This is a genomic window from Streptomyces rubellus (genome assembly GCF_036323805.1).
GTDB lineage: Bacteria > Actinomycetota > Actinomycetes > Streptomycetales > Streptomycetaceae > Streptomyces.
This window is the reverse complement of sequence record NZ_JAZDCX010000019.1, coordinates 23,153-41,602: the sequence shown is the minus strand read 5'-3', so window position 1 is coordinate 41,602 and position 18,450 is coordinate 23,153. Positions and strand designations below refer to the sequence as shown.

Below are 18,450 nucleotides of genomic sequence, written 5' to 3'. Positions count from 1 at the left end.
GGTGTGGAGAGGGTGCGGCTCTCCACACCCCCTCTTTTTCTGTGTTTCAACGTTCTCGCGGTTCTCGCGGTTCTCGCGTTTCCGCGTTCCTTCACGCCCCGCCCCGCCGCGCCGCGGCCGCCCGGCCGGGCCCGGTCCCGGGGCTCTCAGAACAGCAGACCGCTGAGCCCGACGCCGTTGGCCAGGCTCTCCAGCTCCTTCAGGGCCCGGCGGGCGTGCTGGGCGGCCTCCGGGTCGTGCTCGGGCAGCCCACTGGCCTCGAACTCGTCCTCGTCCAGGCGCAGCACCGCGGTCCGGTCGCCCGACACCCACAGGTCCAGTTCCAGGTCCCGGCTGGTCAGCGTGGTGCCGGAGACGGTGACGGGCCGGGTGATGTCGCAGTACCAGCCCTTGAGGCCGCCGTCCGGGGCGCGCACCTCCTTCACCGAGAACCAGCGGTCGCGCCAGTAGTGCTCGGTGAAGACGTCGCCCTGCTCGAAGCGGACGAACCCGAAGTCCCGTACCGGCGGCCCGGACCAGGGGGCCCGGACCACCGCGTGGACACCGTCGTCGCGTTCCACCGTCGCGGGGTAACGCACCTGTCGGTCATGGGACTTGAGCAGGACGACGGTCACCTCGTCGCCCGGTGCCAGGACGGTCGTGTCCGCCGGGGAGGTTCGGCTCATGGACCCATCCTTCCCCGTGCGCTCGGGGACGCGCACGGGGTTTTCGGTACCCGTCGCGTCCCCGGACTCCCCGGGCCCCCCGGGCCGCGGTGACCGGAGCACCATTACCGCGCTCCCCCGCCCTCCGGGTCCTCGGTGCTCCCGGGGTCCTCGGCGTGCCCGGAGTCCTCGTCTCCGGGCCGCTTCCGGACCCGTCCGACCGGTCCCGCCGGCGGGACCTTCGGCGGAGTCGCGGGCTGCTCGGGGGCCTCGCCGGGGACGAGGTCCGCGGGGGAGACACGCGGGCCGTCCCTGTCGGTCTCGTCTCCCTGCCGGTCCGGTTTCCTGTCGGGGTTCCTGTCACTCATACGGCCCGCGTACCCGGGCCGGTCCACCGCTAACGGCCGCCCGTACGGTCCCGGACACGAGCCGGCCCCGGACGCGGAGCGGCTCCGGGCACGGTCCCTGACCTCCGTGCCCGGAGCCCTCTCATTCCCCCACAGGGCCGCTCGCTCGGCCGCGGTCCGGGTGCCCCCGCCCTTGTGGGGCAAACCCTCCCTTTCCCGGCTTTCGTCGACTCCTGTCGGCTTTTCCGGCGCGCTCCCGGCGTCTCCCCGCGGCGCCCCGGCGGGACCCGCCGCCCTCTCACTGGTCCCGCGCCCGGGCCCCCTCCCGGGTGCGGCCCGCCGAGACCTCGCGGTCCGGATGCCGCCGCAGGTACTCGGCCTCCAGCTCGGCGGTGCGCCTGGTGTGCGCCTCCAAGGCGTCGGAGGAGCCGTGCAGCAGGGTGTCGTGCCGGGTGCGGTGCAGGGACTGCAACTCCTCCAGCAGCTGGCTGTCGGACAGCTTCTCCGGATCGATTCCCATGGCCCGTGACCTCGCTTCGGTGTCGTCGGGGGTCTTTCCTTCGGTGTCTTTGTCCAGACGCGTTCCCCGCGATCCGCATTGGTCACTCAGTGTCTTTTGCACCACTTCGGGTACCTGATCCGAGATCCCGCCACCCAACGAGGAGGGAGATATGGAACTCGGATTCCTGAGCCCGGTCTTCGAACGGCCCGGCCCGTGGGCCTCGGTCTACTTCGCCACCCCGACCGCCACCGAGGACTCGGCCGCCCGCCATGAACTCGGCGTCCGCGAGACCTGCGACCGCCTGAGGAGCCAGGGTGCCGACGAGCACACCTGCCGGGCGGTCCGCGACGCGCTCCTGGCACTGCCCCGCACCTCCCGGCCGGCCGGGAGGGCGCTGTTCGCCACCGGGGGCGAGGTGGTGCTGAACACGGAGCTGGCCGCGCCGCCGCCGGGGGGCGCGGAGGCCACCTGGGGCCTGCTCCCCCACACCGGCCCCCTGCTGCGACTGCTGGACACGGCGCCGACCGCCCTGGTGGCACGCCTGGACCGCACCGGGGCGGACCTGGAGCTGCGCGGTCCGTTCGGCTCCCGGGAGGTGGGCCAGGTCCAGGGCGAGGACCGCCCCCTGCACAGGACCCCGGCCGATTCCTGGAACGAGCGGCACCACCAGAACTCGGTGGAGAACACCTGGGAGCACAACGCCGGGCTCATCGCGGAGGAACTGCGCAAGCGCCGCGCCGAGACCGGCGCCGAGCTGGTGGTGCTGGCCGGGGACGACCGCGAGTGCCACGCCGTGCAGGACCGGCTCGCCCCCCAGTTGCAGGGCGCGTCCGTCATCGCCGGGCACGGGGTCCGCGCGCCGGGCCGCAACGAGGCGGCGGGCGAGCGGAAGCTGGTGGCGGAGGTGGAGGCGGTCCGGGCCGAGGAGCTGCGCCGCCGCACCGCCGAGGTCATGGAGCGGTTCCAGGCCGCGCGGGTGCCGACCGACGACGGGAAGGTGGGTGCCGCCGAGGGGGTGCCCGCGCTCGTCGACGCGGCCCGCGAGCACCGGATCGCCGCGCTGCTGGTCCGACCCGACGGCCCCGATCTGCACCGGGAGGTGTGGGTGGGCCGGAACCCGGACCAGGTGGCGGCGCGGCGCGGCGACCTGACGGCCCTGGGCGGCGATGACCCCGTCAGCGCCCGTGCCGACGACGCGCTGCTGCGCGCGGCGGTGGCGACCGGCGCCGAGGTGATCTCCGTCGCGCCGCTCGCCGACGAGCCGGACACCCCCGAGGGGCTGCCCGTGGGCGGGCTCGGCGCGCTGCTGCGCTGGCCGTACGGCGGCCCGCCGGCGGAGGGCTCGGCAGGGGGTTCGGCGCCGGCGGCCTAGCATGTCCGGCACATTCTGATTCCACATAGCAAGACAAGTCTGCTCGGATAACGAGACAAGAAGATACCTTGGGCGCATGCCGGGATCCGACGCCGTGTACACCCACGGCCACCACGAGTCCGTACTGCGCTCCCACCGGTGGCGTACCACCGCCAACTCCGCCGCCTACCTCCTCGACTCGCTGGCCCCGGGCCGGTCGGTGCTGGACGTGGGCTGCGGGCCGGGCACCATCACCGCCGGTCTGGCCGCCCTGGTGGCCCCCGGCACGGTGACGGCGGTGGACGCCGCCGAGGGCGTCCTGGACGAGGCGCGCGCCACCGTCGCCGCCCGGGGCCTGACGAACGTCCGCTTCCTGCGGGCCGACGTCATGGCCCTGGGCTTCCCCGCCGGCTCCTTCGACGTGGTCCACGCCCACCAGGTCCTCCAGCACCTGGCCGACCCGGTGGGGGCGCTGCGGGAGATGCGCCGGGTGTGCCGCCCGGGCGGGGTGGTCGCGGCCCGGGACTCCGACTACGGGGCGATGTCCTGGTATCCGGAGGTGCCCGGTCTGTCGGAGTGGCGGGAGCTGTACCGGCGGGTGGCCCGGGACGCCGGCGGTGAGCCGGACGCGGGCCGCCGGCTGCTGTCCTGGGCCCGCCGCGCGGACCTCACCGGCGTCACCGCCTCCGCGGGCGTCTGGTGCTTCGCCGGCGAGACCGACCGGGCCTGGTGGAGCGGGCTGTGGGCGGAGCGCACGGTCGCCTCCTCCTACGCCTCCCTCGCCGTCGGGGGCGGGCACACGGACCGGGCCGGACTGGAGCGCGTGGCCGCCGCCTGGCACGAGTGGGGCGCGCACCCGGACGGCTGGTTCTCCGTACCGCACGGGGAGATCCTGTGCCGGGTGTGACGGGCCCGCCGCGCCCGGCCGCGTGTCCCGGCCGGGCGGGGCGCGCCTGACACCGCACGCGCCCCCAACTAGGCTCGTCCGCATGGAGATTCTGGGGACTTCGCTGCGGGTGTGTGTCGACGATCTCGACGCGGCGGTGGGGGTGTACGAGCGGCTCACCGGCGCCGAGGCCATGCGGTTCGCGCAGGGGCCCGTGTCGGCGGCGGCGGTCGGCCCCTTCCTGCTGATGAGCGGCCCGCCCGGACCGATGGAGGTGCTGCGCAAGGTGGCCGCCACCCTGGCGGTGTCCAGCGTGGACGAGGCCGCGGACACCCTCAAGGCGGTGGGCGCCGAGATCATCGCCGGGCCGACCCAGAGCCCGATCGGCCGGAATCTGGTGGCCCGCCACCCCGACGGTTCGGTCTTCGAGTACGTCGACCGCCGGGAGGCGTGACGGGCTCTCCTCCGGGACCGCGCCGGAGGGCGAGGGGCGGGGCGGGTCGAGCCGGGTCAGGAGACCTCGATGACGACCTTCCCCCGGGTGTGGCCGGACTGGCTGTGCCGCCACGCCTCGGCGGCCTGCTCCAGCGGCACCGCCCGGTCGACGGCGACCGTGAGCTTCCCGGCGTCCACGAGGTCGGCCAGCGCGGTGAGGCCGTCCCGGTCCGGCCGGACGAACAGGTAGCGCCCGCCCTTCTGCAGCACTCCCGGGTCGATGACCGACAGCACCTTCGACCGGTCCTTCAGCACCTGCTGCGAGACGTCGATGGCATCGCCGCCGACGAAGTCGAAGGCCGCGTCCGCACCGTCGGGCGCCAGCTCGCGGACCCGGTCCGCCAGCCCGTCGCCGTAGACCACCGGCTCGGCGCCCAGCTCCCGCAGATAGCCGTGGTTGCGCTGACCGGCGGTGCCGATGACCCGGGCACCGCGGGCGGCGGCGAGTTGCACGGCGAACGAGCCGACCCCGCCGGAGGCGGCATGGACCAGCACCGTGTCGCCCTCGCCGACGCCGAGCCGGTCCAGCGACTGGTACGCGGTCAGCCCGGCCAGCGGCACCCCCGCCGCCTGCTTCCAGTCCAGCGCCGCGGGCTTGCGGGCCAGGGTCCGCACCGGCGCGGCCACCAGCTCGGCACAGGTGCCGTGCTGGGCCCAGTCCTTGCGGACGTAGCCGATCACCTCGTCGCCGGGGGCGAACTCCGTCGCGTCGGGCCCGGTCCGCTCCACGACGCCCGCCACGTCCCAGCCGGGGACCAGCGGGAAGTGCGCGTCGATGATCTGGTCCAGGTACCCGGCGCCGATCTTCCAGTCGACCGGGTTGACCCCGGCCGCCTTCACCCGCACCAGCACCGAGTCCGGGCCGACCTTGGGCTCGGGCAGCTCCATGAGCTCCAGGTCGTCGGGGCCGCCGTAGTTGTTCAGTGCGATTGCCTTCATGCTCAGTCCAATGCCGTGGCCGCGATGATCATTTCGTCCTCTGCCCCGTACGCCTTCCCGGCCGGCCGGAACCGGATGCGGCCGTCCGCTATCTGCGGCGGACGAGGTACATCCCGGCCAGCACCCCGACCACGCCCGGGATCAGCAGCGCCACCCACAGCGGCATGGTGACCACCGGGACCAGCAGCCGGATCCGGGTCTGCCCGGTGTTCTGGAAGACGAAGACCAGGGCGAGGGCGGTCAGGAGCAGCACCGCCAGCCTGCCGGGCGTCACGAAGCCGCGCCCGCCGCCGCCGTCCGCGTCCCGTCCGCCGCCTCTCCTGCTGTGCGTCATGGCTCCAGCCTGGGGGCACGGGACGCGGACCGCCCGGTGAACCCCCCTACGGGGTGCCCGGATCGGCCGGACGGGGGACGGCCACCGCGACGGCCGCCGCGTACCCCTCGGGGACCGCGACGTCGGCCAGGGACCAGCCCGGCACCCCGGCGGGCACCGCGAGGGTGCCGACATAGGTGATGTCCGGGGCCTCGCCCAGCCCGGCGCCGGTGCCCTTGAGGTACGCCTCCTTCCTGGTCCAGCAGCGGGCGAAGGCGGCCGGGCGGCCGGCGGCCGGCAGCCGGCCGATCTCGGCGCGCTCGCGCGGATGGAGGGCGCCGGCCGTCTCGGCGACGGTGCGGGCCGAGGGGTACTCCTCCACGTCCGCCCCCACCGGCGCGTCGTCGAAGGCCAGCAGTACCAGGTCGCCCGCGTGCGACAGCGAGAAGTGCACCGGGTTGCCGGGCACGGCCGGCCGGCCGTGCGGCCGGGCACACAGCGGGCACGGCTCCCGGACGAAGGGCACGTCGGCGGCCCCGGTGCCGAGATACGCGGCGAGCTCGTGCCGCAGGGCGGTGTGCGCGACGCGGTAGCGGTCGCGGTCGGCCCGGCGCACGAACGACGCGGCGCGGGCCCGCTCCTCCTCGGACAGGACCGCGCCGTCGCGCGCCGCGTCCGCGTGCTCGGACACCCGCAGTACGTGCAGCTTCAACGCTTTCCTCCACGGGGCGGACGGATCGGGCGGGACGGTGCGCGGTGTGCGGGTGTCAGGGGCGCCGCAGGCAGGTGTAGGTGCCGAACAGGCGCCCCTCGTACTCCGCCTCCACTATCTCGAACCCGGCCTGATCCAGCATCGGCTCCAGCAGCCAGCGGAAGGTGCTGTACTCCGTGCGCAGGTGCTCGGTGTAGTCCGCGCGGGTGTAACCGCGCTCCGGGTCGTCCGCCGCGCCCGCCAGCCACCGCGCCACGACGGCGCCGGTCCCGGCGGGAGGGCAGTCCAGGACCAGATCGCGCAGCCGGAGCACTCCGCCGGGCCGCAGCAGGGCGGCGATCCGGGCCAGGGCCACCGCCTTGAAGAGGTCGGGCAACTGGTGCAGGGCGTGCCGGGTGTGCACGGCGTCGGCGGGCGGCCCGGGGTGCCGGTAGGTGAGGAACCCGGCCCGTACACACTCGACGTTCCCCGCGCGCGCCGCGGCGGCCCGCTCCCGCAGGTGCGCCAGCATGGCGGGCGAGACGTCCACGGCCACCACCCGGGCGAACTCCCGGGCCGCCGCCAGTGCGAACCGGCCGGTGCCCGCGCCCAGGTCCACCACGGTGGCGTCCTCCCCCACGCCGTGCCGGCGCAGTGCGGCGAGGTCCGGCCCGGGATCGGGGTGCCCCTGCTTGCGGTCGAAGCCCGCGACGAAGGCGGCGTCCAGATGCTCGGGCCCGGCGTACGCCGACTCGTCGATCATCCAGGGCTCGGGGTCGGTTCCGGGGTCGGCTGCCATGGGGCGATCGTGACACGGGCGCCGCACGGGCGGCCAGGCGTTTTCCGCCGCACTCCCGGCGGACCGGTAGGCCATTCCCTTCCCCGGCATCGATGTATGGCCCATCCATCCGCTACTGTGCCGCCTCGACGGGGTGGTTGGCCGCTCGGATGCGGCCAGAACAGCGGAAAACAGGGTGCGGTATGAGATCGCGTCGGATATGGGGCACGGGCGCCGCGGTGGCGGCGGGGGTTTCGGGGGTGCTGCTGTTCCAGGGAGTGATCGGCGCTCCCGTGGGGAGCCCCGGCGACGACGGCAGGGGCGGCGGAGACGGCGGACCGGGGAAGCCGGTCCGCGCCTAAGTCCGCTCGGCCGCGCTGAAGGTGGCCGGTGACGGCCGGATCGCAGAGTCGGGCAAGCGGGACGTCGAGCCGTTCAGCATGCTGGGGGTGACCTGGACCGACCCCGAAGCCCGCGTGGACGGCACGGTCGAGGCACGGACCCGCGCCGCCGGGAGCGGGAAGTGGTCCGGCTGGCTGGCGCTGGACGGCGACAGCGGGCAGGGCGAGCCCGGCGCCGGGCGCGGCGGCACCGAGCCGGCCTGGGTGGCCTCCCGCGCCGCCTCCTCCGGCCAGGCGTACGTCTACGTCGACGGCGTCAAGGCCAAGACGGTGGACCTGAGGTCGTCCACCACCAAGTACCGCCAGGCGATCTGGACCAGGTCCTGGGCGGGCAGCGGGAAGCACACAGTGAGGATCGTGGTCGTCGGCACCGGCGGCCGGCCCACCATCACCACCGACGGCCTCGTCTACCTCAAGTAGGCGGGCGGACGCCGCCGTCCGGGCCCGGTTCCCCCGCGCGCTGCGCGCGGGGGAACCGGGCCCGCGGGGTCTCCGGGCTACCGGGCGCCAGGCGCGTGGCGGGCCGTGTGCTCGGCGAACGGCGCGATGCCGACCCGGGCACGCAGGGCGTCCACCCGTTCCGGGTCAGGGTCGGCGCACGGCCAGGGCACGGGGGCGCCGTCGCGCACCCCCGCGATCTGGGTGCCGTGGAGCTGCGGGCGGCCCTCGTTGACCAGGACCCGGTCGGTGAGGAAGGCCAACTGACGCCGGTCCGCCTCGCCCCGCTCCACCGCCTCCCCCAGCAGCCGCAGGGCGCGGCGCTGGACGCCGAGTTGGCGGTCGGCGTGCTGGGCGACGCGCCAGGCGGCGGTGGCGGCCGCCGCACCGACCGCGGCGGCGGTCGGCCAGCCGTGCTCTTCCATGATCCGGTCCAGCCGGTCGCCGTGCTCGGCGGTCAGCCGCCGCCAGACCAGTTGCTCGGCGAAGTCCTCGCTGTGCGCCAGCGGCGCCGCACGGGTCTGCTCCTCCCCCATCGCGCGCAGTTCCGCCGCCAGTCCGGCCAGTTCCGCCGGCTCCGTCACGCTCCCGCCCTCCGTGTCCGTACGGCACTTCCGTCCGGTGCCGACCGTAGCCGCCGGGGACGGCAGAAGGATCGTTCCGGGGAGTGGTGACGGCGGGGCCCGGAGCCACGAGAATGGAGGTACACCCGGCGGACGTACCCGCGCCGGGCCCCGCCGCGTGCGGACCCCGGATCAGGCGGCGAAGCCGCCGTCCACCGCGATGGCCGCGCCGGTGAGGTAGCCGCCCTGGGCCCCGGCCAGATGCGCCACCGTCGCGGCGATCTCCTCCGGACGCCCGTAGCGGCCGAGTGCCGTCAGGACCCGCTGGGCCTCGGCGCCGGGTCCGTCCGCCGGGTTCATTTCGGTGTCGATCGGGCCGGGGTGGAGGAGGTTGGCGGTGATGCCGCGCGGGCCGAGCTCCCGGGCCAGGGCCTTGGTCAGACCGGTCAGGGCGGCCTTGCCGGTGGCGTAGAGGGTGCCGCCGGGGAAGGCGACGTGCTCGGCCATGCAGCTCCCGATGGTGATGATCCGCCCGCCCTCGCCCAGCTGGGCCGCGGCGGCCCGGCAGGCGAGGTAGGTGCCGCGGACGTTGACGTGCAGCACCCGGTCGACGTCCTCCTCGGTCAGCTCTCCGATCGGCCCCATGACACCGGCCCCGGCGTTGTTGACCAGGATGTCCAGCCGCCCGAACTCCGCCACCGTGTCCGCCACGGCGGCGCGTACGGCGGCCGGGTCGGCGTTGTCGGCGCGCAGTGCGCGGGCGCGGCGGCCGATCGCCCTGATCTGCTCCACCACCCGCTCGGCGCTCTCGGCGGAGTCCCGGTGGGTGATCGCCACATCGGCGCCGTCCCGGGCGAGGCGGAGTGCCACCGCCGCCCCGATGCCCCGGCTGCCGCCGGTCACCAGGGCCACTTTGCCGTACAGGTCGTTCGTGTCGGTCGTATCGGTCATGCCGTCGATGTCTGTCGTGTTCGTGGACATGACTCGATCCTCGTGTGCCGCGCCCGCGAGGTCCGGCGGCATTCGGACCTCGCGTTCGACGGGACACCGCGCGGCTCCCTACGCTCGGGGCCGTGTCCTCCGCCGAACTGGTGCCGCCCGCCCTGCCCGTCGTCCGCACCGTCCGCGGCTATCCGGGCGGCCGGGTGTGGCTGGACCGGCTGCCCGGCCTGATCGGGGAGCTCACCGTGCGCTGGGAGCTGGAGCCCGGAGAGCCGTTCACCGGCGGCAGCTGCTCCTGGGTGGCGCCGGTGCGGCGGGTGGACGGCTCCGCGGCGGTCCTCAAGATCGGCTGGCCGCACCGGGAGGCGGCCGGGGAGGGCGAGGCGCTGCGGCTGTGGGACGGCCGGGGCGCCGTACGGCTGTACGAGCACGACCCGGAGCGGTACGCCCTGCTGCTGGAGCGCTGCGAGCCCGGCACCGAGCTGCGGGACGCCGGCGAACTGCCCGCCGAGGAGCGGCTGGTGCTCGGGGCCAGGGCGCTGCGCGGGCTGTGGGAGGCGCCCGTACCGTCCGGCACGGGGCTGGAGCGGGTGGCGGACGTGACCGCCGAGTGGGCGGGGACGGCCGAGGAGCGGATGGCGCGGCTGTCGCCGCCCGGCTTCGACCCGGCGCTGGTGGCGCTGGGCGTCCGGCTGCTGCGCGAGCTGCCCGCCACGGCCGACCGTGAGGTGGTGGTGCACGGCGACTTCAACCCCGGCAACGTGCTGGCCGCGCGGCGGGGCTGGCTGGCCATCGACGCCAAACCGATGGTGGGCGATCCGCTGTACGACCCCTGGCCGCTGATCGAGCAGATCGACGACCCCTTCGCCCGCCCCGACCCGCGCCCGGTGGTCGCCGCGCGGTGCGCGCTGGTCGCCGGCGTGCTCGGCGCGGACGTGGCACGCCTCCAGGCGTGGGCGGTGGCGCGGCGCGTGGAGGAGGCCCTGTGGCGGGCGGATGTGACGGGGGACCCGGCCGGTGGCGCCGCGCTGCTGCGCCAGGTGCGGGTCCTGGCGGACCTGGCGGGGCTGTAGGCCCGGTTGCCGGCCCGGCCGCAGGCCCGGCACCGCCTCATGCCAGGGCGGGCTCCTTCAGGGTCAGGACGCACGCGTCGGCGTCCAGGGTGGCGGGGACGCCGAGCGGGACGGTCAGGGTCGTGGGGCCGTGGCCGAAGCCCAGCTCCTCCACCACCGGCACGCCGAGCGGGGCGAGCCGGTCCAGCAGCAGGGGGCGGAGGTCCTCGTAGGGGCCGCAGCCGTGCCAGGAGCCCAGGGCGATGCCCGTCACGCCCGCCGGCACCCCGGAGCGGAGCAGCTGGGTGAGCCAGCGGTCGATGCGGTACGGCTCCTCCCCGACGTCCTCCAGCAGCAGGATTCCGCCGCCGGGCGGGCAGACGCCCGCCCGGCCCAGCACCCCGGCCTCGGTGGCCAGCATCGACAGGCAGCCGCCGAAGGTGGTGCCGAAGGCGCGGCCGGGCACCAGGGTGCGGGCGGTGGGCGAGGTGAGTTCGGTGACCGTCTCCGGTTCCAGGAGGGTGCGGCGCAGGTGCTCCCGGCTCGCGGGGTCCGCCAGGAAGGGGGCGGTGGCGGGCATCGGACCGTGCACGGTGGCCAGGCCCAGCCGGGCGGCGAGCGCCTCGTGCAGCACGGTCAGGTCGCTGTAGCCGACGAAGACCTTCGGGCCGGCCGCCCGCAGCGCCGTCCAGTCCAGCAGGTCCACCATGCGCTGGGTGCCGTAGCCGCCGCGCGCCGCCAGGACCGCGGCGACGGACGGGTCGCACCAGGCGTCGGTCAGGTCGCGGGCGCGGTCGGCGTCGGTGCCCGCGAGGTAGGGCAGGCGCGGGTGGACGTCCAGGACGTGCGGCATGGCCACCGGGTCCAGGCCCCAGCCGCGCAGCACCTCCAGCCCGGCCGCCAGCCGCTCGCCCGAGACCCGCCCGCTGGGCGCCACGACCGCCACCCGGTCGCCGGGGCGCAGCCGCCGGGGCCGTACGGGCGGCACGGGCGGGGGCGCGTACGGGGGCTGCGGGGTCACTCGGTCAGCTCCAGTTCCGGCACGTCCTCGCGTTCGAAGCCGAAGACCCGTGCGTACAGGGCGAGTTCGGCCTCGACGGCCCGTATGACGGTCTCCGCCCGCCGGAAGCCGTGGCCCTCGCCCTCGAAGGCGAGGTAGGCGTGCGGCACCCCGCGCCCGGCGACCGCCGCCAGCAGGCGGTCGCACTGGGCGGGCGGGCAGACCGGGTCGTCCAGCCCCTGGAGCAGCAGGAACGGCACCGTGATCCGGTCGGCGCGGCGCAGGGGCGAGCGCTCCCGGTAGCGTTCGGGGTGTTCGGCCGGGGAGCCCAGCAGCCCCTCCAGGTACCGCGACTCGAAGTCGTGGGTCCCGCCGGCCGCCCAGTCCTCCGGGTCCAGGACGGGGTAGGCGATGACCGCGCAGGCGTACAGGCCCGCGGCGGCGGGCGAGACGAGGGAGCAGGCGGCGGTCCAGCCGCCCGCGCTGCCGCCGCGCACGGCCAGCCGCGCGGGGTCGGCGGTGCCCTCGGCGGCCAGGGTGCGGGCGACGGCCGCGCAGTCCTCGACGTCGACCACGCCCCAGCGCCCGCGCAGCCGTTCGCGGTAGGCGCGGCCGTAGCCGGTGGAGCCGCCGTAGTTCACCTCCACCACGCCGATGCCGCGCGAGGTGAAGTAGGCGGTCTCCAGGTCCGCCGCGGCCGCCGCCCGCCCGGTGGGGCCGCCGTGGGCCCGGACGACGTACGGCGGCAGCTCGCCCTCGGGCACGGTGCGCTCCGGGTTGCGCGGCGGGTACAGCAGGGCGTGGACCTCGCGCCCGCCGGGGCCGCGGAAGACGCGTTCGGCGGGCTCGGGCAGGTACGCCGGGTCCACCGGGCCGGGGTGCGCGGCGCCGACGGCCCGGGCGTGGCCGGTGGCGGTGTCCAGCTCCACCACCTCGTACCCGCGGCGCGGTCCCGCGGCGACGCCGGTGACGCGGGTGCCGACGGCGGCCAGGGCGGGGGCCCACTCGGTCCAGGGGCCGGGGACGTCGGCGAGCCGGCCGGTGACCGGGTCCAGGACGCCCAGCCGCAGCGGGCCGCGGCCGTGCAGGACGGCGACGGTGCCGTCGGCCAGCGGCGCGAACCACCGGTGGCCGAGCTTCCACAGCGGCCCGCCGAACTCCTCCTCGCGCGGGCACAGGGCGGTGGCCGCGCCGGTGGCGGGATCGTCGAGGCGGTACAGGTTCCACCAGCCGCTCGCGTCGCCGCTGAACAGCAGCGCGCCGTCCGCGCTCCAGTCGGCCTGGGCCACCGACTCCGCCTCGCCCCCGGCCACGGCCCGCGCGTCCGCCAGGGTGCCGTCCGCGGTGACGCCGGCGAGGCGGAGCACGGTGCCGTCCCAGGGCATCCGGGGGTGGTCCCAGGCCAGCCACGCCGCGTGCCGCCCGTCCGGGGAGAGCCGGGGGCCGGTGACGAACCGGTCGGTGCCGCCGGTCAGTTCGCGCACCCGGGAGCGGTCGGCGGCGGCCGAGCCGTCCAGCGGGACGGCCGCGAGCACCCGGCGCACGTCGGTGGGCGCGGGGCCGGTGGGCTCCTCCAGCACGCACCACACCTCGCCGCGCGCCACGAGCACCACCGGATCGGCCCAGCGCGGCCGTCCACCGGCCGGCGGGAGCGGAGTGAGCGGGTACGGCACGGCACCGGGGACGTCCGGCTCCAGGGCGTACATCCGCTGGTCGGCGTGGTGGACGAAGACGACCAGCGGCCCGCCCGCCGGACGCTCCGCCCCGGCCCAGGGCCGCCCGCCGTACTCGATCACCCGGCTGCGGACGTCCCACGGCGCGGGCAGCACGGCCTCCGGCTCCGCGGCGCCCGCCCGCAGCCGCAGCAGCGCCCGGCGTCCGCCCTCGGCGGGGCGGGGCTCGGTCCACCACACCTCCTGCCCCACGGTGTCCGGGTACTCCGGACGGCCGTCGTGCGCGGCGACCAGGCGGGCGCCGACCGGGGAGGGCCAGGTGCCACAGGGAGCGGCGGCGGGGGTCATCGGGGCGGCTCCTCGCGGTTCGGGGGCTGCGGAAGGTCCGGGGGGCGTCCTCGGCGGACGGCGTCCTCAGAGGCTGAACAGCGCGCGGTCCAGGACCCGTACGCCGAAGTGCAGCGCGTCCACCGGGACCCGCTCGTCGACGCCGTGGAACATCGCCTGGTAGTTGAGGCCTTCGGGGAGCCGCAGCGGCGAGAAGCCGTAGCCCGCGATGCCCAGCCGGGCGAACTGCTTGGCGTCGGTGCCGCCGGTCATGCAGAACGGGACGACATGGGCGCCGGGGTCGAAGTGCTCCAGGGACTCGCGCAGCACGGCGAAGGTGCGCGAGCCGACCGGCGCCTGGAGGGCCGGGCCGCGGTGGTAGAACTCCCACTCCACGTCCGGGCCGGTCAGCTCCTCGATGGTGGCGGTGAACTCCTCCTCGGTGCCCGGCAGTATCCGGCCGTCCACGTGCGCCACGGCGGTGCCGGGAATGACGTTGATCTTGTAACCGGCCTTGAGGCCGGTGGGGTTGGCGCTGTTGCGGACGGTCGCCTCGACCAGCTTGGCGGACGGGCCGAGCTTGGCCAGCAGGGCGTCCACGTCGAACCCGGGGTCCTCGAAGTCGGGGTCGTCCAGTCCGTTGAGCCGGGACAGCTCGGTGAGGGCGGCCCGCACCGTCTCCGACAGCCGTACCGGCCAGGTGTGCTCGCCGATGCGGTGCACGGCGGCGGCCAGCCGGCTGACCGCGTTGGCGCGGTTGACCTTGGAGCCGTGTCCGGCGCGGCCGGTGGCCGTCAGCTCCATCCAGGCGGTGCCGCGCTCGCCCGCCGCCACCGGGTACAGCCGCAGGCCGCCGCCGGCGTGGAAGGTGTAGGCGCCGGACTCGCTTATGCCCTCGGTGCAGCCCTCGAACAGCTCGGGGTGCTCCCCGGCGAGGAAGTCGGAGCCGAACTGGCCGGTGTCCTCCTCGTCGGCGGTGAAGGCGAGCACGATGTCGCGGCGGGGACGTGCCCCGGCCCGTGCCCAGGCCCGGACGGTGGCCAGGACCATCGCGTCGGCGTTCTTCATGTCGACCGCTCCGCGCCCCCAGACCACGCCGTCGCGGACCTCCCCGGAGAAGGGGTGCACGGTCCAGTCGGCGGGCTCGGCGGGCACCACGTCCAGATGGCCGTGGACGAGCAGCGCGTCGGCGTCCGGGTCGGTGCCCTCGATACGGGCGACGACGTTGGTGCGGCCGCGGACCTTCTCCAGCAGCACCGGCTCGATCCCGGCCTCGGCCAGGCGCTCGGCGACGTACTCGGCGGCGCGGCGCTCCGTGCCGTCCCCGTTGCCGAGGTTGACGGAGTCGATGCGGATCAGCTCGGAGGTGAAGGCGACCGCCTCCTCCAGGGCCCGTCCGTCGATCCGGTGCGCGCCGGCGGTGCCGGCGGCGGGACCGGTGGTATCGGTGATGTCGGTGGTGGTGCCGGTGGTTCCGGTTCCCTCAGCCATACTGCTCCTCCACTGCGGCCGAGACGACTGTGGTCACCGCCTTGAAGCAGCGGATGCCCTCGTACATCGTCGGCGATGTGTACGCCACCCGGCGCTCACCCGTCCGCTCCACGCCGGGCACGACGGTCGCCGCGCCGGCCAGGTGCTCGGCGTCGAACTCCAGCTCCACGGTGCGGGGCCGCGGCACGGCCGGTGCGTGCCGGACGGCCAGTGCCGCCGCCTTCTCCGCCGCGGCGCGGATGTCGGCGGCGGTGCGGGCGGGGGTGCGGCAGACGGCGGCGTAGCGAGACACGTGGTCCTTGACGGCGACCGCGAGCGCGCCGGGGGCCCAGCCGCGGGCGTCGGCGCAGGTGCGGTCGTCGCCGGTGACGAGCACCACGGGGGTGCCGTACTCGGCGGCCACCGCGGCGTTCAGCCGTCCCTCGCTCGCCCGTTCGCCGTCCAGCCACACCCCGGTGATCGAGTTGGCGAGGTAGGTATGGGCCAGGACGCCCTCGTCGCCCGCGCCGGTGTGGTAGCCGACGAAGGCGACGCCGTCCACGTCGCCGTGCTGGACGCCCTCGACCATGCTGAGCGCCTTGTGGCGGCCGGTGAGCAGCCGCGCCCGCTCGTCCAGCCGCTCCAGCAGCAGGTTGCGCATGGTCCAGTGCGCCTCGTTGACCAGCACCTCGTCCGCGCCTCCGGCGAGGAACCCGGTGACCGCCGCGTCGACGTCGGAGGTGAACAGCACCCGGCAGCGCTCCCACTGCGGGGTGCCCGGCAGGACGTCGGCGGGCCAGGTCACCCCCGTGGCGCCCTCCATGTCGGCACTGATCAGGATCTTCGTCACGACAGGCCACGTTACGCGCCGCCCGGGCGAGGTCAAAGACCCGGCCGGGGTGCCGCCGGGCCGCGGTCCGCGCCGCCCTCCCCGCACCGCGGGACCCGGCCGGGGTCAGCGGGGGCGCCCCACCACCAGCCAGTTCGCCGGCAACTCCAGCCGGGAGCCGTCCGGTTCGAACTCCGTCGTGGACAGCGGCAGGGAGCCGCTGGCGCACACCCGGAGTCCGGCCGCGTCGAACAGCGCCGTCAGGTCCGCCAGGCTCTCGCCGGACGGGCCGGAGGGATGGGCCAGGTGCGGCAGGTCCGACAGTCCGGGCGAGTCCAGCGGCCCGGGGAGCTGGCTGGCGTCGGCCGCCTCCGCGCCCCGGGACAGCGCGTCGCGGGCCGTCTGGGCGGCCTCCACCACGAAGGCGCGGCCGAGGTCGCCGACGAGGGCGGCGACGGACTCGGCGACCCTCGGGCGGTGGTGGGGCTCGCTGCGCTGGAGGACGCCGCGCAGATAGGCGTTGGCGTCCCCCAGCTCCTCGTGGAGGCGCCGTATCGCGCCGGGGTCGGTGATGTCGAGCTGCCGGAAGTCGGGGGCGGCACGGCCGCCGCTGCCCTCCCCCACGACCGTCCGGGCGTGCTCCAGGGCCCCGGCCGACCGGTCGATCCCGACACAGGGGCGGAAGCGGCCGGCCAGGAAGACCGTCCGGGCGCCGTTGCCGCAGTCCACGTCGACCAGCGGCAGCCCGGGGTCCAGGTGCTTCTCGAAGATGGGCAGGTGGACGGCGGCCGTGATCGCTGGATCGGTGCTCCAGATGCCTTCCCAGGCGTCGCCGTCTCGGAGCGTGGCGTTCACGGGTCTGACTACCTCCCCCTGTCGCGGGCCGCGGGCGCGGCCACCGGGACAGCCCTCCTACCCCGTTCCGCGCGGTTCGTGCCTGTTGTCCGCCGCGGTGCTCCCGGCCCGGTCGTCCGCGCCGGCGCGTGCCGGGCCCGGCCGATACGGGATTGACACCCCACGACGGGAACAGGTGTTCTATTCTTGACGGGCAGCACGAGGAGGCCGCATGCGCTGGGACAGCCTGAGCCACGACGGACCGGACGCGAGCGGCACCACGGCCGCCCTCTTCGGCCCGGACGTGGTGAGCCGCACGTTCGACACCCCCGAGTTCCGGGGCATCACCTTCCACGAGGTGCGGGCGAGGTCGATCGTCAACCGGGTGCCGGGCGCCTCCCGGCTGCCGTTCGAGTGGACCGTCAACCCCTACCGGGGCTGCTCGCACGCCTGCGTCTACTGCTTCGCCCGCCGCAGCCACGGCTATCTGGACCTGGACACCGGGACGGGCTTCGACACCCAGATCGTGGTGAAGGTCAACGCCGACCGGCTGCTCCGCCGCGAACTGGCCTCTCCCCGCTGGGGCGGCCAGCACATCGCGATGGGCACCAACGTCGACTGCTACCAGCGCGCCGAGGGCCGCTACCGGCTGATGCCCGGCATCCTGTCGGCCCTGCGCGACTTCGCCAACCCGTTCTCCCTCCTCACCAAGGGCACGCTGATCCTGCGCGACCTGGAACTGCTCCGTTCGGCCTGCGCCGTGACGGACGTCGGGATATCGGTGTCGATCGCCTTCCTCGACGAGGAGTTGTGGCGCACCGTCGAGCCCGGCGCCCCCGCGCCCGAACGGCGCCTGGAGGTGGTGCGCGCCCTCACCGGACACGGCATCGGCTGCGGGGTGCTGATGGCCCCGGTCATCCCCTTCCTCTCCGACGGCCCGGCGCAACTGCGCGCGACCGTACGGGCGGTCGCCGCGGCCGGCGCCACCTCCGTCACCCCCCTCGCCCTGCACCTGCGGCCGGGCGCCCGCGAGTGGTTCATGGCCTGGCTCGCCCGGCACCACCCGGGCCTGGTGCGCCACTACGAGGCGCTGTACGCCGACGGGGCCTACGCCCCGAAGTGGTACCAGCGCCGCATCACCCGGCAGGTGCACGAACTGGCCGAGGAGTACGGCATCGGCCCCTCCCGGCCCGGCGCGCACCGGGGCGCGGTGGACGCCGGGGGCGCCCCGCGCTGCTCGCCCGAACCCGACCCGGGCCCCACCCAGTTGACGCTGCTCTGACTCCGCCGGCCCCGGGACGCCGACGGCACCGCCGCCCGACTCCCCCACACCCGTACGGGCTCCCCGGCCGCGCGCCGACGCCCCCTCATACCCCGTTCGGACGCCTCCGCCGGGCCGGGAAGGGCCCGTAATTCTTCCCCTGCGTTAGAGTGGGCCTGCTCGCCGGCCCGTGGCCGGCCTGCTTCCACGCCACCTCCGGGGCCACCGCTCCGTCGTCGTCCGGCGCCTCGGGGGTGGCCCCCTGAGAACGAGCACGGACCCACAGGATTCCGGTCCCGCCGAGCCGTCGAGCCGCACCGGGACCGCCGGCAGAAAGGCGCGTGATGGCCGTCTTCAAGCTGCACCTCAAAGATGGCCGGGAGAGGCTGGTGGAGGCCGGGCGGGCCGGACGGACCGCCGACGGCCAGATCGTCATCGAGGACACCGACTCCCTGGGAGTCTGGGACTGTCTGGAGGAGTACCCGGCCGAGGCCGTGCGGGCCGTCTACCGCCGCGGCCCCGCCGAGAGCGGCATCTACACCTGGATTCCGCAGCCCGCCGAGGGCCGCTGGTGGAGCTACTGACGGGTGCGCCTTCGCGCCCGGCCCCCGGGCCGCCGGGCGCGTTCCCGACGGGTGGTTCCTCCCGAGCACCGTCCGGGGGCCGCACACGCCGCGGATCGCATGGCGTCACCGGCCGTCCGCCTGCGAATCA

The 18,450-nt window shown here is 75.6% G+C and carries 21 protein-coding genes; 7 read left to right on the top strand and 14 right to left on the bottom strand.

Features of this window, described 5'->3' with window-relative positions:
- Nucleotides 1-146: 146 nt before the first annotated feature.
- The 3 genes from V1L54_RS21330 to V1L54_RS21320 form a co-directional block, all read right to left on the bottom strand.
- Nucleotides 147-665: a ribonuclease FAU-1 family protein gene (locus V1L54_RS21330; RefSeq protein WP_330119682.1), complete on the bottom strand. Its 519-nt coding sequence runs from the start codon at nt 663-665 to the stop codon at nt 147-149.
- Nucleotides 666-769: 104 nt separating this feature from the next.
- Complete coding sequence (locus V1L54_RS21325; protein WP_330119681.1) at nt 770-1,012, bottom strand: hypothetical protein; 243 nt, start codon at nt 1,010-1,012, stop codon at nt 770-772.
- Between the two features lie 277 nt (nt 1,013-1,289).
- Complete coding sequence (locus V1L54_RS21320) at nt 1,290-1,511, bottom strand: DUF6158 family protein (protein WP_330119680.1); 222 nt, start codon at nt 1,509-1,511, stop codon at nt 1,290-1,292.
- 151 nt (nt 1,512-1,662) lie between these two features.
- On the opposite strand from V1L54_RS21320, the gene V1L54_RS21315 reads away from it, so the two are divergent.
- From V1L54_RS21315 to V1L54_RS21305, 3 genes are all read left to right on the top strand, one after another.
- A complete protein-coding gene (locus tag V1L54_RS21315; RefSeq protein WP_330119679.1) occupies nt 1,663-2,865 on the top strand; it encodes a baeRF2 domain-containing protein in 1,203 nt (400 codons plus the stop codon).
- Nucleotides 2,866-2,941: 76 nt separating this feature from the next.
- On the top strand, nt 2,942-3,751 hold the full coding sequence (locus V1L54_RS21310) for a class I SAM-dependent methyltransferase (protein WP_330119678.1): 810 nt from the start codon (nt 2,942-2,944) through the stop codon (nt 3,749-3,751).
- Nucleotides 3,752-3,833: 82 nt separating this feature from the next.
- Nucleotides 3,834-4,184: a VOC family protein gene (locus tag V1L54_RS21305; RefSeq protein WP_330119677.1), complete on the top strand. Its 351-nt coding sequence runs from the start codon at nt 3,834-3,836 to the stop codon at nt 4,182-4,184.
- A 56-nt stretch (nt 4,185-4,240) separates the two neighbouring features.
- Here V1L54_RS21305 and V1L54_RS21300 read toward each other — a convergent pair whose 3' ends face one another.
- The 4 genes from V1L54_RS21300 to V1L54_RS21285 form a co-directional block, all read right to left on the bottom strand.
- Nucleotides 4,241-5,164: an NADP-dependent oxidoreductase gene (locus V1L54_RS21300; protein ID WP_330119676.1), complete on the bottom strand. Its 924-nt coding sequence runs from the start codon at nt 5,162-5,164 to the stop codon at nt 4,241-4,243.
- Between the two features lie 88 nt (nt 5,165-5,252).
- A complete protein-coding gene (locus V1L54_RS21295; protein WP_330119675.1) occupies nt 5,253-5,498 on the bottom strand; it encodes a DUF1049 domain-containing protein in 246 nt (81 codons plus the stop codon).
- A gap of 46 nt (nt 5,499-5,544) precedes the next feature.
- On the bottom strand, nt 5,545-6,183 hold the full coding sequence (locus tag V1L54_RS21290) for a 4'-phosphopantetheinyl transferase family protein (RefSeq protein WP_330119740.1): 639 nt from the start codon (nt 6,181-6,183) through the stop codon (nt 5,545-5,547).
- Between the two features lie 61 nt (nt 6,184-6,244).
- Nucleotides 6,245-6,967 (bottom strand): class I SAM-dependent methyltransferase, encoded by a 723-nt coding sequence (locus V1L54_RS21285; RefSeq protein WP_330119674.1) that lies wholly within the window; start codon nt 6,965-6,967, stop codon nt 6,245-6,247.
- A gap of 362 nt (nt 6,968-7,329) precedes the next feature.
- Here V1L54_RS21285 and V1L54_RS29635 point away from each other — a divergent pair, with 362 nt between their 5' ends.
- The gene (locus V1L54_RS29635) at nt 7,330-7,767 is read left to right on the top strand and encodes a hypothetical protein (RefSeq protein ID WP_503676903.1); all 438 of its coding nucleotides are present in this window, start codon (nt 7,330-7,332) and stop codon (nt 7,765-7,767) included.
- 77 nt (nt 7,768-7,844) lie between these two features.
- On the opposite strand, the gene V1L54_RS21275 is transcribed toward V1L54_RS29635, so the two are convergent.
- On the bottom strand, nt 7,845-8,321 hold the full coding sequence (locus V1L54_RS21275) for a DUF6624 domain-containing protein (protein WP_330119739.1): 477 nt from the start codon (nt 8,319-8,321) through the stop codon (nt 7,845-7,847).
- Nucleotides 8,322-8,540: 219 nt separating this feature from the next.
- Entirely contained in the window at nt 8,541-9,329 is a 789-nt protein-coding gene (locus V1L54_RS21270) for an SDR family NAD(P)-dependent oxidoreductase (protein WP_330119673.1), read from the bottom strand.
- A 92-nt stretch (nt 9,330-9,421) separates the two neighbouring features.
- Here V1L54_RS21270 and V1L54_RS21265 point away from each other — a divergent pair, with 92 nt between their 5' ends.
- A complete protein-coding gene (locus V1L54_RS21265) occupies nt 9,422-10,363 on the top strand; it encodes an aminoglycoside phosphotransferase family protein (protein WP_330119672.1) in 942 nt (313 codons plus the stop codon).
- A 37-nt stretch (nt 10,364-10,400) separates the two neighbouring features.
- Here the strand turns inward: V1L54_RS21265 and V1L54_RS21260 are convergent, their stop codons facing one another.
- The 5 genes from V1L54_RS21260 to V1L54_RS21240 form a co-directional block, all read right to left on the bottom strand.
- On the bottom strand, nt 10,401-11,363 hold the full coding sequence (locus V1L54_RS21260) for a S66 peptidase family protein (RefSeq protein ID WP_330119671.1): 963 nt from the start codon (nt 11,361-11,363) through the stop codon (nt 10,401-10,403).
- Nucleotides 11,360-13,363, bottom strand: a complete 2,004-nt coding sequence (locus tag V1L54_RS21255; protein WP_330119670.1) for a S9 family peptidase — start codon at nt 13,361-13,363, stop codon at nt 11,360-11,362. Before V1L54_RS21255 ends, V1L54_RS21260 begins: the two co-directional genes overlap by 4 nt.
- Before the next feature lie 66 nt (nt 13,364-13,429).
- Complete coding sequence (locus V1L54_RS21250) at nt 13,430-14,833, bottom strand: M20/M25/M40 family metallo-hydrolase (protein ID WP_330119669.1); 1,404 nt, start codon at nt 14,831-14,833, stop codon at nt 13,430-13,432.
- Complete coding sequence (locus tag V1L54_RS21245) at nt 14,826-15,662, bottom strand: M55 family metallopeptidase (protein ID WP_330119668.1); 837 nt, start codon at nt 15,660-15,662, stop codon at nt 14,826-14,828. Before V1L54_RS21245 ends, V1L54_RS21250 begins: the two co-directional genes overlap by 8 nt.
- Nucleotides 15,663-15,767: 105 nt before the next feature.
- Nucleotides 15,768-16,496: a class I SAM-dependent methyltransferase gene (locus tag V1L54_RS21240; RefSeq protein WP_330119667.1), complete on the bottom strand. Its 729-nt coding sequence runs from the start codon at nt 16,494-16,496 to the stop codon at nt 15,768-15,770.
- A 211-nt stretch (nt 16,497-16,707) separates the two neighbouring features.
- Between V1L54_RS21240 and V1L54_RS21235 the strand changes: the two genes are divergently transcribed.
- Together V1L54_RS21235 and V1L54_RS21230 are read left to right on the top strand one after the other, a co-directional pair.
- Entirely contained in the window at nt 16,708-17,757 is a 1,050-nt protein-coding gene (locus V1L54_RS21235) for an Rv2578c family radical SAM protein (RefSeq protein WP_330119666.1), read from the top strand.
- A 323-nt stretch (nt 17,758-18,080) separates the two neighbouring features.
- Complete coding sequence (locus V1L54_RS21230) at nt 18,081-18,320, top strand: hypothetical protein (RefSeq protein WP_100205398.1); 240 nt, start codon at nt 18,081-18,083, stop codon at nt 18,318-18,320.
- Nucleotides 18,321-18,450 lie beyond the last annotated feature (130 nt).

What these genes read in the sequence shown, in the direction of transcription:
- V1L54_RS21330 (WP_330119682.1), bottom strand. Translation starts at nt 665, where the DNA reads ATGAGCCGAACCTCCCCGGCGGACACGACCGTCCTGGCACCGGGCGAC.
- V1L54_RS21325 (WP_330119681.1), bottom strand. Translation starts at nt 1,012, where the DNA reads ATGAGTGACAGGAACCCCGACAGGAAACCGGACCGGCAGGGAGACGAG.
- V1L54_RS21320 (WP_330119680.1), bottom strand. Translation starts at nt 1,511, where the DNA reads ATGGGAATCGATCCGGAGAAGCTGTCCGACAGCCAGCTGCTGGAGGAG.
- V1L54_RS21315 (WP_330119679.1), top strand. Translation starts at nt 1,663, where the DNA reads ATGGAACTCGGATTCCTGAGCCCGGTCTTCGAACGGCCCGGCCCGTGG.
- V1L54_RS21310 (WP_330119678.1), top strand. Translation starts at nt 2,942, where the DNA reads ATGCCGGGATCCGACGCCGTGTACACCCACGGCCACCACGAGTCCGTA.
- V1L54_RS21305 (WP_330119677.1), top strand. Translation starts at nt 3,834, where the DNA reads ATGGAGATTCTGGGGACTTCGCTGCGGGTGTGTGTCGACGATCTCGAC.
- V1L54_RS21300 (WP_330119676.1), bottom strand. Translation starts at nt 5,164, where the DNA reads ATGAAGGCAATCGCACTGAACAACTACGGCGGCCCCGACGACCTGGAG.
- V1L54_RS21295 (WP_330119675.1), bottom strand. Translation starts at nt 5,498, where the DNA reads ATGACGCACAGCAGGAGAGGCGGCGGACGGGACGCGGACGGCGGCGGC.
- V1L54_RS21285 (WP_330119674.1), bottom strand. Translation starts at nt 6,967, where the DNA reads ATGGCAGCCGACCCCGGAACCGACCCCGAGCCCTGGATGATCGACGAG.
- V1L54_RS21275 (WP_330119739.1), bottom strand. Translation starts at nt 8,321, where the DNA reads ATGGGGGAGGAGCAGACCCGTGCGGCGCCGCTGGCGCACAGCGAGGAC.
- V1L54_RS21270 (WP_330119673.1), bottom strand. Translation starts at nt 9,329, where the DNA reads ATGTCCACGAACACGACAGACATCGACGGCATGACCGATACGACCGAC.
- V1L54_RS21255 (WP_330119670.1), bottom strand. Translation starts at nt 13,363, where the DNA reads ATGACCCCCGCCGCCGCTCCCTGTGGCACCTGGCCCTCCCCGGTCGGC.
- V1L54_RS21250 (WP_330119669.1), bottom strand. Translation starts at nt 14,833, where the DNA reads ATGGCTGAGGGAACCGGAACCACCGGCACCACCACCGACATCACCGAT.
- V1L54_RS21235 (WP_330119666.1), top strand. Translation starts at nt 16,708, where the DNA reads ATGCGCTGGGACAGCCTGAGCCACGACGGACCGGACGCGAGCGGCACC.
- V1L54_RS21230 (WP_100205398.1), top strand. Translation starts at nt 18,081, where the DNA reads ATGGCCGTCTTCAAGCTGCACCTCAAAGATGGCCGGGAGAGGCTGGTG.